11 protein-coding genes and 4 pseudogenes are annotated in these 12,469 nt (G+C 66.3%); 9 read left to right on the top strand and 6 right to left on the bottom strand.

Going from position 1 to position 12,469, the window contains the following annotated elements; all coding sequences use genetic code 11:
• Nucleotides 1-28: 28 nt before the first annotated feature.
• On the bottom strand, nt 29-457 hold the full coding sequence (locus ABFB10_RS22850; RefSeq protein ID WP_347168499.1) for a pseudoazurin: 429 nt from the start codon (nt 455-457) through the stop codon (nt 29-31).
• Between the two features lie 101 nt (nt 458-558).
• Here ABFB10_RS22850 and ABFB10_RS22855 point away from each other — a divergent pair.
• Nucleotides 559-1,249: pseudogene (locus ABFB10_RS22855) on the top strand (Crp/Fnr family transcriptional regulator).
• A gap of 3 nt (nt 1,250-1,252) precedes the next feature.
• Here the strand turns inward: ABFB10_RS22855 and ABFB10_RS22860 are convergent.
• On the bottom strand, nt 1,253-1,462 hold the full coding sequence (locus tag ABFB10_RS22860) for a DUF1858 domain-containing protein (RefSeq protein ID WP_347168500.1): 210 nt from the start codon (nt 1,460-1,462) through the stop codon (nt 1,253-1,255).
• 125 nt (nt 1,463-1,587) lie between these two features.
• Between ABFB10_RS22860 and ABFB10_RS22865 the strand changes: the two genes are divergently transcribed.
• The 8 genes and pseudogenes from ABFB10_RS22865 (at nt 1,588) to hemN (ending at nt 8,550) form a co-directional block, all read left to right on the top strand.
• A complete protein-coding gene (locus ABFB10_RS22865; RefSeq protein ID WP_347168501.1) occupies nt 1,588-2,040 on the top strand; it encodes a c-type cytochrome in 453 nt (150 codons plus the stop codon).
• Between the two features lie 13 nt (nt 2,041-2,053).
• Nucleotides 2,054-3,397, top strand: a complete 1,344-nt coding sequence (locus ABFB10_RS22870) for a cbb3-type cytochrome c oxidase subunit I (protein ID WP_206565741.1) — start codon at nt 2,054-2,056, stop codon at nt 3,395-3,397.
• 3 nt (nt 3,398-3,400) lie between these two features.
• Nucleotides 3,401-4,194: pseudogene (locus tag ABFB10_RS22875) on the top strand (AAA family ATPase).
• A gap of 4 nt (nt 4,195-4,198) precedes the next feature.
• A pseudogene (locus ABFB10_RS22880) lies at nt 4,199-6,077 on the top strand (nitric oxide reductase activation protein NorD).
• 1 nt (nt 6,078) lies between these two features.
• Nucleotides 6,079-6,249 (top strand): hypothetical protein, encoded by a 171-nt coding sequence (locus ABFB10_RS22885; protein ID WP_206565744.1) that lies wholly within the window; start codon nt 6,079-6,081, stop codon nt 6,247-6,249.
• Complete coding sequence (locus ABFB10_RS22890) at nt 6,246-6,464, top strand: hypothetical protein (protein WP_206565745.1); 219 nt, start codon at nt 6,246-6,248, stop codon at nt 6,462-6,464. Before ABFB10_RS22885 ends, ABFB10_RS22890 begins: the two co-directional genes overlap by 4 nt.
• Nucleotides 6,461-7,141 carry an NnrU family protein gene (locus tag ABFB10_RS22895; RefSeq protein WP_347168502.1) on the top strand — a complete coding sequence of 227 codons (681 nt, stop codon included), beginning with the start codon at nt 6,461-6,463 and terminating at the stop codon, nt 7,139-7,141. Before ABFB10_RS22890 ends, ABFB10_RS22895 begins: the two co-directional genes overlap by 4 nt.
• A gap of 51 nt (nt 7,142-7,192) precedes the next feature.
• Nucleotides 7,193-8,550, top strand: a pseudogene (gene hemN / locus ABFB10_RS22900) (oxygen-independent coproporphyrinogen III oxidase).
• Here hemN and ABFB10_RS22905 read toward each other — a convergent pair.
• The 4 genes from ABFB10_RS22905 to ABFB10_RS22920 all read right to left on the bottom strand — a co-directional run bounded on the left by ABFB10_RS22905 (nt 8,547) and on the right by ABFB10_RS22920 (nt 12,467).
• A complete protein-coding gene (locus ABFB10_RS22905; RefSeq protein ID WP_347168503.1) occupies nt 8,547-8,957 on the bottom strand; it encodes an SUMF1/EgtB/PvdO family nonheme iron enzyme in 411 nt (136 codons plus the stop codon). The pseudogene hemN and the gene ABFB10_RS22905 sit on opposite strands and share 4 nt — an antisense overlap.
• Nucleotides 8,914-9,357 carry an SUMF1/EgtB/PvdO family nonheme iron enzyme gene (locus tag ABFB10_RS22910; RefSeq protein WP_347168504.1) on the bottom strand — a complete coding sequence of 148 codons (444 nt, stop codon included), beginning with the start codon at nt 9,355-9,357 and terminating at the stop codon, nt 8,914-8,916. Before ABFB10_RS22910 ends, ABFB10_RS22905 begins: the two co-directional genes overlap by 44 nt.
• 72 nt (nt 9,358-9,429) lie before the next feature.
• Complete coding sequence (gene nirK / locus ABFB10_RS22915; protein WP_347168505.1) at nt 9,430-10,551, bottom strand: copper-containing nitrite reductase; 1,122 nt, start codon at nt 10,549-10,551, stop codon at nt 9,430-9,432.
• A gap of 620 nt (nt 10,552-11,171) precedes the next feature.
• Nucleotides 11,172-12,467, bottom strand: coding sequence for a TRAP transporter large permease (locus ABFB10_RS22920; protein ID WP_347168506.1), 1,296 nt, complete (start codon nt 12,465-12,467; stop codon nt 11,172-11,174).
• Nucleotides 12,468-12,469 lie beyond the last annotated feature (2 nt).

A 12,469-nucleotide genomic window follows, 5' to 3' on the forward strand; every position in this document is an offset into this window, starting at 1 on the left:
AACAGGTCGTTTGACGCGGGACGATGCGTCATTCGACCTGTGTCAGAAGCTCCGCCATGCGGGCTTTGGCCTTTCCCTTCTGCTTGACCTCTGCCGCACGATCGAGGTTCACCGCGTCGCCGACCTGGATCACCGCGACCATGCCCATGGCGTAATGCGGTGTGCACTTGATGCCATAGACACCCTGCGCATCCACGGTCAGCTCGAACGCGTCATTGAACTTGGTCTTGAAGCCCTCGACGCCGTCGGGAAGCATGCCGTCGATGCTTTCGACGTTGTGGCCCTTGTCGGTGGGCAGGAAGTGGATCACGTCGCCCGGCGCGGCCTTCACGAAAGCCGGCTCGAAGACCATCACACCCGCCTCGCCCCTGTTCAGCATCTTGACCTCGAAGGTCTCGGCACTGGCCGCGGTGGCGATCACGGCAAAGGCGGCAGTCATCATCAGGGATTTGAACATCGGAACATCCTTTCTGCGTTTCCGTCTGTTTCGCTTGCCCGTGATTTGCCGTAGAAGGTCGATCCGAACGTTGCCCTTGCACAAACTCCGGAAACAAAACCGTGCCGAAGCTCGACGAAAGCCTGTTGACCGGCCTGCCGCCCTTTTGCCTGCTGCAGCGGGCGCAGATCCGCGAGATCCTCGATCAGGCGGTGTCACGCCGCTTCGATGAAGGCACGGCGATCTTCCGCGAAGGGCATGACGCCGAGCGCTTCTACCTTCTGCTCGACGGCTACCTGCGGGTGGTCCGCTCGACCCCGGGGGGCGATCAGATCATCGTGCTGCACATTTCCCCGGGGCAGTTGTTCGGCATCGCCCCTGCCCTGCAGCGCGACACCTATCCCGCGACGGCCATCGCCGCTGCCGAGGCGATTACACTGTCATGGCCCGTGCGGCTTTGGGACGACTTCACCACGCGCTATCCCGGGTTCGCCACCGAAAGCTACAAGACGCTTGGTCAGCGCCTTGGCCAGATTCACGACACGCTGACGGAAATGGCGACGCAGGCGGTGGAGAAACGCGTCGCCTCTGCACTGCTGCGGATGGTTCACCAAAGCGGGCGCAAGTCCGACAAGGGGGTCGAAATCGCCTTTCCGGTCACGCGGCAGAATATCTCGGACATGACGGGGACGACATTGCACACCGTCAGCCGGCTGCTGTCGGCCTGGCAAAAGGCGGGCATCGTCGAGATCGACCCGCAAGCATATCGTGGTCACCGACCCCCATGCCCTGGTGCTGCTGAGCGAGGCCTGACCCCTAGGACTTCAGCCGGGCCTGCACTTCCGCGCGAAACGCGTCTTCGTCCAGATCGTATTCCAGGCAAGCATCCGTAATGGCGTGAAACGGCGCGATCAGGCAGCCGGGGCACAGCATGCGCCTGTCCATGAAAGCGCCTGCCATCTCCGGCCAGGCGGCGAACAGTTCGGCCAGCGGCAGGTCCGGGTCGTCGAAGTCAGGCTGTGGCATGGGCGGTCCTTTCAAAGGCACATGGTGCCCGCCCCTTTCGTCGGCTTCTTTGCGTTTGCACAACAAGCGGCCCGGCGAGCCCGGCTAGACAGCGGTTGTCCAAAACAATTCGACAGGACCGCGACATGTCTGAATTCCTAACAAAATCGCGGGCGAGGAACGTGTTTTACGGGGGATCCATATTCTTCGTCGTCGTGTTCGTCGCCCTGACGGCGCAAAGCCACCGGCACATCGTCGACACCGCGACCGCCGGGATGCCCCTGACCGAAGAGGTCGTGCTCGGCAAACATGTGTGGGAGCGCAACTCCTGCATCAATTGCCACACGCTGCACGGCGAAGGCGCCTATTTCGCCCCCGAGGTCGGCAACGTGATGACCCGATGGGGCGTCGCCGACGACCCCGAAGGCGCCTACGAGATGCTGGACGGCTGGATGGCCGCGCAGCCCTCCGGGATCGAGGGCCGCCGCCAGATGCCCCATTTCGAGATCACCGAAGAGGAGATGCGCGGACTCGCTGAATTCCTCCGCTGGGCCGATCAGACCGACACCCAGAACTGGCCGCCGAACGACGCGGGCTGAGGGAGACAGAACCATGAAATACCAATCTCAGAAAGTGGCTTACGCCTACTTCCTCGCGGCGATGGCGCTGTTCGGCATTCAGGTGCTGGGCGGGTTGCTGCTGGGCTGGATCTATGTCTCGCCCAACACGCTGTCCGAGGTTCTGCCCTTCAACATCGTGCGCATGATCCACACCAACGCGCTGATCGTCTGGCTGCTGCTGGGCTTCTTCGGGGCGGCCTACTACCTTGTCCCCGAGGAAAGCGAGCGCGAGATCTTCTCGGTCAGGCTTGCCTATATCCAGCTCGCCATCCTCGTGGTCGGCACGCTGGGCGCGGTGGGCTCTTACCTTGTCGGCATCCATGGCGGGCGCGAATTCCTCGAACAGCCGTTGTGGGTCAAGGTCGGTATCCTCGTCGCGGCGGTCATCTTCCTTGTGAACGTCTCGCTGACTTTCCTTGCCGGGCGCAAGACGGCGATCACCAACATATTGCTCATGGGACTGTGGCTCTTGTGCCTGCTGTGGGTCTTCGCCTTCATCAACCCCGACAACCTGAGCCTCGACAAGATGTACTGGTGGATGGTCGTGCACCTCTGGGTCGAAGCGACCTGGGAACTGGTCATGGCCGCAATTCTCGGCTTCCTGATGCTGAAGCTGACCGGCGTGGACCGCGAGGTCATCGAGAAGTGGCTCTATGTCATCGTAGCCACCGCGCTGTTTTCCGGCATCCTCGGCACCGGGCACCATTTCTACTGGATCGGCGCGCCGGGCTACTGGCAGTGGATCGGCTCGATCTTCTCGACCTTCGAGGTGATCCCCTTCTTTGCCATGATGTCCTTTGCCTTCGTCATGGTCTGGAAGGGCCGCAAGAACCACCCCAACAAGGCCGCGCTGCTGTGGTCTCTGGGGTCCTCCACCGTCGCCTTCTTCGGGGCCGGCGTCTGGGGCTTCCTGCATACGCTGCACGGGGTGAACTTCTACACCCACGGCACGCAGATCACCGCCGCGCACGGGCACCTTGCCTTCTACGGCGCCTATGTGGCTCTGAACCTTGCGATGTTCACCTATGCGATGCCGATGCTGCGGGGCCGCGATCCCTATAACCAGGTGCTGAACATGGCGAGCTTCTGGCTGATGACCGGCGGCATGGCCTTCATGACCTTCACCCTGACCTTCGCCGGCACGATCCAGACGCACATGCAGCGCATCGTGGGCGATTACTACATGGACGTGCAAGACCAGCTGGGCCTGTTCTACCTGATGCGCTTCGGGTCCGGCGTCGCCGTGGTGCTGGGTGCCCTGCTGTTCATCTACTCGATGCTCGTGGTGCGCCGCGAGGTGGTGAAACCCGGCCCCGTGGCCGTCCCGGGAGAGTGAACCGTGAAAGACCTGACCAACCCCGACCTGCCGTTCTACCATGAACAATCCGATGAATGCGCGGTGTTCCAGACGGCCCACGAAAACTGCCTGCCCCTTCTGCTGAAGGGGCCGACAGGCTGCGGCAAGACCCGCTTCGTCGAACACATGGCCGCGCGGCTGGACCTGCCGCTTCACACCGTCGCCTGTCACGACGACCTGTCGGCGGCGGACCTGATCGAGCCGCTACCTGCTGAAAGGGGGAAACCGTCTGGGTCGACGGCCCGCTGACACGGGCGGTGCGCGAGGGCGGCATCTGCTATCTCGACGAGGTGGTCGAGGCGCGCAAGGATGTCACCGTCGTCCTGCATCCGCTGACCGATGACCGCCGCAGGCTGGTCATCGACCGCACCGGCGAAGAGTTGCAGGCGCCCGGACCCTTCATGCTGGTTGCCAGCTACAACCCCGGCTACCAGAACGTTCTGAAGAAGCTCAAACCCTCGACACGGCAGCGGTTTGTCTCCATCGGCTTCGACTTCCCGACCCCGGAGGCCGAGACCCCGGTGGTCATTCGGGAAAGCGGGCTGGATGAGGGGCGTGCCGCTGCGCTGGTGCGGCTGGCGGGCAAGATCCGGGCGCTGTCGGGCATGGATCTCGAGGAAGGCGTCTCGACCCGCCTGCTGATCTATGCCGCCACGATGATCGCGGGCGGCATGGCCGTGGAGCGCGTCATCGAGGCCGCCATCATCGAACCGCTCTCGGACGAGCCGGACGTACAGCAGGCGCTGCGCGATCTGGCCGCCGTGGTCTACGGGTGAGCCCATGATCCACCTTCTCGACCTGATGGAGCCCGAAGAGACGGTCGGCAATCTTTGGCACGATATGGCATCGCGCTGGGGCGCCACGGAGACGGACGCAGAGCGCGCGGTGCGCTTCGATACCATGCGCCCTTCCCTGCTGGCGCTGTTCCGGGCGCTTGGCGGCGCGGCGGGGGTGGAGATCACCCCGGCCCCGCTGGCCACCTCGGACCACCGCCCCGACCGGCTGCGCCGCATCGGCACCCCGCGCGACCGGCTGCACGTGGCGGATTTCGACGGCGACCGCCTGCGCCTGCCGCCGGTGATCGACGCCTTTCCGACGCGCGCGCTGAATCGTGCCTGCTACCTCTGGCTGACCGCCCTGGCCGCGTTTGTCGCGCTGCCCGGGGCGCAGGCCGACCCGCTGGTCGCCGACCGGGCCGAGATCGCCGCGCTGGCGCGGGCCTCGGACCGCGCCTATGCCGCCTGCCCCGGTCTGCGTGACGCGCTGGCGCAGTTCTGCACCCACATCCTGCTGCACCGCCACCGCAGGGGTCTGCCGCGTTGCGAGGCGGGGATCGAGCGGATGCTGCTGGATCAGCTCTGCGGGCAGGCCTCGCAGCGCGAGTGCCTGAGCTGCCCTGCCCCGCGCGGCTACCGGACCTTTGCCCCCCTGCCGATCTGGCCGCGCCTGCGGAAGCGGATCCGCAGCGATCAGGCGGCAAGCGCAAGCGACGAGGCCACCGCCCCGGCCATGGCCCTGCCGACCCGCAAGGAAGCCCGCCGCGAGGATCGCGATCAGGCCAACCGCAACGACAGCTTCATCGTGCACCGGTTCGAGTCGATCATGTCCTGGGCCGAAAGCCTGAACATCAACCGCATGGTCGATGACGACGATCAGGACAATGCCGCCAAGGCCGCCGAGGATCAGGACCACCTGACCCTGTCGCAAAACGTCAAACGCGCCGCCACGCGCCTGCGCCTGTCGCTGGACCTGTCGCCGCAGGATGCCGATCACGAACGGCTGGCGGGCCGGTTCACCTATCCCGAATGGAACCGCCGCACCGGCACCTACATGCCGGATCACACCCGCGTGCTGGAGGCCGAGGCCACCCCGCGTGCCGACTATGCGCCCGATCCGCGCCTTGTCGCCCGCGTGCGGCGCCAGTTCGCGCCCCTGCATCCCCGCCGCGTCATCCTGCCCCGGCAGCTGGACGGCGATGACCTGGACCTTGACGCGCTGGTGACCTCGCAGGCCGATATGGCCTGCGGGCAGCAGGGCAGCGACCGGGTCTGGCAATCCGGCCGCCCGATGGCGCGCGACCTCTCCGTCGCGATCCTGATGGATTGTTCGCGCTCTACGGAGGCGGCCCTTGGCGAGGCCTCGGTGATCGATACCGCGCGCGAGGCGCTGGCCGCGCTGTCCTGTGGCATCGATACGGCAGGTGACCGGCTGGGCATCTGGGGGTTCTCGTCGCTGAAACGCGACCGGGTCTTCCTGCACCGGGCCAAGACCTTTGCCGAGCCGATGTCGCAGGCGGTCACCACCCGCATCGGCGGCTTCCGCCCCGGCCACTACACGCGGCTGGGGGCCGCAATCCGCCATGTCTCGGCGCAGCTGGCCGACGAGGGCGCGACCCGGCGCCTGCTGCTGGTGCTGACCGATGGCAAGCCCAACGACCTCGACCACTACGAGGGCCCGCACGGGATCGAGGACAGCCGCATGGCCGTGCGCGAGGCCCGTGCCCTTGGGCAAGCCGTGCATGGCGTGATCGTCGATCAGGACGGTCAGGACTGGTTCGCGCGCATTTTCGAGCCGTGCCGGGTTCACCCTGCTGCCCGATCCCGGGCGCCTGCCCCGCGCCCTGCCCGACATCTACCAGACATTGACCATGGAGAGCTGACATGAAACGCCTGTGCGCCCTTGCCGCCCTGATCCCTGCCCCGGCCCTTGCCGCCTTCGAGCGACCCATCCCGCAACCGCAAACCCACGTCGCCGAATTCTGGTTCTTCGTCGGCTCCGTCGCCTTGATTGCGGCGCTGGTCGCCGTGCAGGTTCTGGTGAGCCGCCGATGAGACCCTCGCGGAAACTGCTGGCGGGGCTCTATCCCTTCGGCGCGGGCGCGATGGGGGTGAACCTTTACTTTGCCTCGCTGATCGGGTCCTGGCTGGGCTGGCCTGTGCTGACGCCCTGGCAGTCTGCCGCCGGCGGGCTGGTGATCGGCGTCCCGGCGACCTATGCCTTCGCCTGCCACATCGCGCGATTGATGAAGGAGGCCGACGAGGCATGACCGGATGGACCGAATACGCGGCTGCGCTGGCGCTCTTCGCAGCCAGCCATTTCATCCCCCGCCTCGGCGGCCTGCGCGACAGGCTGATCGGGGCGGTCGGGCGGCCCGTGTATTTCTCTGTCTATGGTATCCTGTCCCTTGGGCTGCTGGTCTGGCTGATCTCTGCCGCCGGGCGCGCACCCCATGTCGAGCTTTGGCCGCAGCTGCCATGGACGCGATGGGTGCCGAACCTCGCGATGCCTGTCGCGGTTCTGCTGATCACCTGCGGGGCCGGGATGGCGCAGCCCTTCACGCTGGGCGGGCGCAAGGGCGCATTCGATCCGGCAAACCCCGGTTTCGCCGCCGTTTCGCGCCATCCCCTGTTCCTTGCCCCGGCGGTGTGGGCCGGGGCGCATCTGCTGCCGAATGGCGATCTTGCACATGTCATCCTGTTCGGCAGCTTCACCGCCATGGCGCTGCTGGCCATCCCGGCCTTCGATGCAAAGGCACGGCGGATCGCAGGCCCCGGCGTCCTCGCGCAAACCCCGCTGTTTTCGCTCAGGCCGCTGGCCGACCGGGATTGGCGGGCCGCCAACCTGCGCCCACTGCTTGTCCGCGGCGCCATCGGCCTGATGCTCTGGCAGGGCAGCCTGCATCTGCATCGCCTTGTGATCGGCGTCTCACCCTTTCCGGCCTGACGGTTGATCCTGCGCAAAGTCGCCATCGGCGAAAAGGCGCATATCGCAGGCATGAAACACATCGACCGCCTCAGACTCCTTGGCCTGTTCGACCAACGGGTGCCCCGCTACACGTCTTATCCCACCGCGCCGGTCTTTTCGCCGAATGTGGGCGCCGCCGAGCAAACCCGCGCGCTGGCCGCGCTGGACCCTGACCAGCCGGTCTCGGTCTATCTGCATATCCCCTTCTGCGAACGCCTGTGCTGGTTCTGCGCCTGCCGGACCCGTGGCACACAGACCCTGTCGCCGGTGGAAAGCTACCTTGGCACGCTGGAGCAGGAGCTGGCGCTGCTGAAGCAGATCCTGCCCAAGGGGCTGCGCATGGGGCGGATGCACTGGGGCGGCGGCACCCCGACGATCCTGCCGCCCGAGATGATCCACCGTCTGGCGCAGGCGGTGCGCGCGGTGATCCCGCCAACCGAGACCTGCGAATTCTCGGTCGAGATCGACCCGACCATGGTCGACCGCGCCAAGATCGCAGCGCTGGCCGCCGAGGGCATGAACCGCGCCAGCATCGGTATTCAGGACTTCGACCCCTTGGTCCAGGCCGCCATCGGGCGCCTGCAACCCTTCGACATCACGCGGGCCTGCGTCGACGACCTGCGCGCGGCGGGCATCCGGTCGCTGAACGCCGACCTCGTCTATGGCCTGCCGCACCAGACGGTACCGTGCGACTGGAGGATACCCTGTCCAAGGTGCTGGAGCTTGACCCCGACCGCGTCGCGCTGTTCGGCTATGCCCATGTGCCCTGGGTGTCCAAGCGGCAAAAACTGATCCCCGAAGACGCCCTGCCCGCCGAAGAGGCCCGGCACGCGCTGGCGAACCTTGCCGCGACACGGTTCACAGAGGCGGGATTGACGGCCATCGGGATCGACCATTTCGCCCGGCCCGGCGACGGGCTGGCCCGCGCCGCGGCCACCGGACACCTGCGGCGCAACTTTCAGGGCTATGTCGACGATACCTGCCCCACCCTGATCGGGCTGGGGGCCTCGTCGATCTCGCGCCTGCCGGACGGCTACGTCCAGAATGCGCCCGCCACCGCCGCCTATGTCCAGCGGATCGAGGCCGGGCAGCTGGCCGGGGCGCGGGGGCACATGATGACCCGCGACGACCTGCTGCGCGCCCGCGCGATTGAAATGCTGATGTGCGCCTTCCGGCTTGATCGCGCCGCGCTGCGCGATGCCTTTGGCGCGCAGGCGGCGACGCTCGATGCGCAGATCGCACTGGTGGCGGAGCGCTTTGGCGATCTTGTCACGGTGACCGACGAGGCCCTGACCATCGCGCCCGAGGGCCGCGCGCTGACGCGGATCATCGCCAGCGCCTTCGACGCGCATGTGCCCGAGGGCATCCGGTACAGCCAGGCATCCTAGGCGGTTGGTGCGGGCGGTCGCTCTGCCCGCACCAACCGAAATCCCAGGTGATCCGGCGGCAGCCCCACGGCACAGCCGCCGACACTGGCATCGCGGACAAAGTCGATCACCGCCGCCCGATGCACGCCCCCCGTGATCCGCACGCTGCAATAGGGGTCGGTTTCGGCCACGGTGCCGTCCGGCGCAAGCTGGCCGTTCTGCATGCAGCCGTCTGTCCACTCCCAGACATTGCCCGCCACATCCGCCAGCCCCTTGGAGTTCAGCCCGAACGCGCCCGCAGGGTAAAGGCCTGGGTCCGCTTTGGTTCGCAGGGAGATCCCCTTGGCATAGCTGGCCAGCATCTGCGCGCCGGGGTCCGCCGCCTCATACTCGGCGCCACTGTCGCCATAGCGCTCGGCGGCGGCCAATTGCCACTCGGCCTCGGTCGGAAGCCGCCAGTGGCTCTTCGGTCCGGTCGGCGTACCAGGCGGCAAAGGCGCTGGCGTCGTTCCAGTTCACGCCGGTCTGCGGGGCCTCCGGCGGGACCGCGCGGGCCGGTTCGCAGGCCCCGTCGGCCACGCAGGCCACGTATTGTCCGCCCGTCACCTGAAACTTCATGATCTCGAAGCCGGGCACGGTCAGTGACGAGCGCCGTGGATTGCGCGCCTTGCCGTTCTGCGAAAAGCTCCCGAAGGGGCGGAAGGCAATCTGCCCGGCAGCGACGCGCACCATGTCGGGCTGGTCGAATGGCGGCGCGGCAAGCCGCGGTTCCGGTAGGGTCATCGCGCCGGCCACCGCCAGCACCGGCAAGAGCAAAAGGGTCTTCATCGCACTCTCCTCGAAAAGGCAAAGGGCGCCCGCATGCTGCGACCGCCCCTGCCCTTTCTTCCCGTGTCATTGTCAGAAGGCGGCCAGATCGACCGGTGCAAGGACCTGTTCCATGAGGTCGTTGTCCCAGTCGCCTTCGACCTTCACATGTGCCGTCGCCCCAAGGTTCACCGCCTCGATGAGGTTGTGGTTCACGTAGGCATAGACCCCCGGTTGCAGGAAGGTGTAGAGCGCCGCCCCTGCCGAGCCGCCACGGATGAACCATGTTTCCAGGTCGCGGTCGGGCAGGTTGTTGAACTTGCCGTGCTCCCACACCAGGTCGCCATGCCCGCCGATCAGGTGCGGGCGCGTATCGCGATTGGCCTGGCTGTGTACGAACAGCACCCGTTCTCCGACCCCGGCGGTCATCGCCTTGTCACCGGTCAGCGCACCGACACTGCCGTTGAACACCACATGTGTCGGGATCAGCCGGTTCATGACTTCGAGCGTGTCGGGATAGCTTTCGCCCGGGTCGGCGTAGCGCTTGTAATTGCCGTCTTCGTCCTTCGGAATGTAGTATTCGTTCTCGCCGATGTAATAGACGCGATCATAGCGGACCGGCTTGCCTTCGTGGTCCTTCAACCCCTCGCGCGGCAGAACCATGATCGTGCCCGCCATGCCCGCGGCCACGTGCCAGGGGATCATCGGGCCGCCCGGGGCGCAGTGATAGACAAATGTGCCCGGGCGGGTCGCCTTGAACCGCAGGATCGTCTTTTCGCCGGGGTTCACATGGGTCAGCGCACCGCCGCCCAAGGCCCCTGTCGCGGCGTGGAAATCGATGTTGTGCTGCAGCAGGTTGTCTGCGGGGTTGATCAGGGTCAGCTCGACATAGTCGCCCTCGTGCACCACCATCATCGGCCCGGGGATCGACCCGTCGAAGGTCATGCCCTGCAGATAGGCGCCGTCATCGACCTCGATTTCCTTTTCGACGATCGTCATCTCGAATTCGACGATGCGCGGCGCGCCGGGCGCGACCTGTTCATGGTCATGCACGAAGGGCGGCGCGACGAGGTCGCGCTTGATGCGGGTGAGGCTCGACAGGTCCGCCGGAACCGCGAGTGGCGTGGCCGCCGTCTCGGCATGGGCGGTCCCGGCCAGGATCGGAAGCGACGCAACTCCGGCTGCACCCACCAGTGCGGCTCTTCTCGTAAGCATGTTCTCATTCCTTCTCGGTATGTCTGCGCGTCGCGCAAAGGTTACCCGGAAGCCCGGTACGGAACGTTGCTGAACTGCAAACTTCGGCCAACTTGTCGTGTATTTGGCGCGTCTCAGCAGCGACCTGCCGGCTTGGTGCCGGACAAAACGCAACGCCCATGGGATGCGCGGGCGCAACAGCCCGGGGCGTCAGGGGTGTCAGACGCGCAGGAGGTGGACCCCGTCCCGGCGAAGCCGGTCATCGGGCAGGACAAGGGCAGCCGTCGACACCGCATCCGGCACGGCGGCGCTGTCGTGCCGGGCAGCAGGCCCGGACGCCGGGATTGCGGCCCGCGAAGGAGCGGCCCCCATCAAGAGCCGCGCTGCCGGTCGTGACCAGACCAATCGGTCGATGCAGTCATTGCGGCGGTACGGTCTGCCGGCCAATCCTGCGCCCTTCCCGTCGAGCCCCGCATGATCGGACCAATGCTTGCCGCGCCCGGCCTCGGGCCATACCGGCCAACGCCTGCAGACGTCTTTCGCCTTCCGTCCGGCTGCCCCCGGGGCGAGATCGTCCAAGGCCCGGACGGAAGCGCCGTTCTTGCAGGCCGGCGCAGCCGAAGCCGCACGCAGGCCTCCCCCTACCCGGCGTAGCCAAAGACCCCGGGCAGCCACAGGACGATCCCCGGAAACAGGATCATCAGCACAAGCGCCACGATGAGAGCGAACAGGAACAGCCAGATCTCCCGGATGATCTCTGCCAGCGGAATCCGCGTCACCGCGTTGATGACGAACAGCAGCACCCCGTAGGGCGGCGTGATCAGCCCCACCATGCAGTTCACCACGGCAACGACGCCGAAATGCACAAGGTCGATGCCAAGTTCGCGGCAGGTCGGCAGGAACAGCGGGATGATCACCAGGATGATCGTGGTCGCATCGAGCACGCAGCCAAGCAGCAGCAGCAGGATGTTGACCCCGATCAGGAAGACCAGCGGATGCACGTCCAGGCCGACGAGTTTCTGGGCCAGCAGGGTCGGGATGTTCTCGGAAGCCACCACGTAGTTCAGGATCAGCGCCCCGCCGATCACCGTGCCCACGGCTGCCGAGGATCGCGCGCTCTCGACGAGGATGCCGCTCAGCGCCCGCAGGCTCAGGGCCCGGTAGAAGGCCGCGGCCAGCACAAGCGCGTAGAAGGCGGCAATGGCGGCAGCCTCGGTCGGCGTGGTGACACCGCCGTAGATGCCATAAAGCAGGATCGCCGGCATCAGAAGCGCGGGAAAGGCCGTCATGGCCCGCTTGGGAAGTTCGGCCAGCGGGACCGGTTCTTCCAGGGTGAAGCCGCGCCGATGCGAGATCACGGTGTTCATCGCCATCAGCACCACCCCCATGAACACCCCGGGCACGATGCCGCCGAGGAACAGGTAGCCGATCGAGGTGTTCGAGACGAGGGCGTAGAGCACCATCGGGATCGAGGGCGGGATGATCGGGCCGATGGTAGCAGAGGCCGCGGTGATGGCCGCGGCATAGCCCCGGGTGTAGTGGCCCGACTTGGTCATCATCTCGATGATGATCTTGCCGATCCCCGCCGCATCGGCCACCGCCGACCCCGACATTCCCGAGAAAATAAGCGAGGCAACCACGTTGACATGCCCCAGGCCGCCGCGGAACCGGCCCACCATGGCGACGCAGAAGCCCAGCAGCCGGTCGCTGATCGTGCCCGCGTTCATGATGTTCGCGGCCACGATGAAAAGCGGCACCGCGAGCAGGATGAAGCTGTTGTAAAGCCCGTCCATCAGCACCTTGCCCGCAAGCCCGATGTCCTGCCCGATGGCCGCCATGTAGACGATCGCGCCAAGCAGGATCGCCGTGGCGATGGGCCGCCCGATCCCGGCGATCACGAAGATCGTGCCGAGGCAAAGAAGGAAGGCGCCGCTCATGC

This window comes from Ponticoccus litoralis, from assembly GCF_039769985.1.
Lineage (GTDB): Bacteria > Pseudomonadota > Alphaproteobacteria > Rhodobacterales > Rhodobacteraceae > Ponticoccus > Ponticoccus litoralis.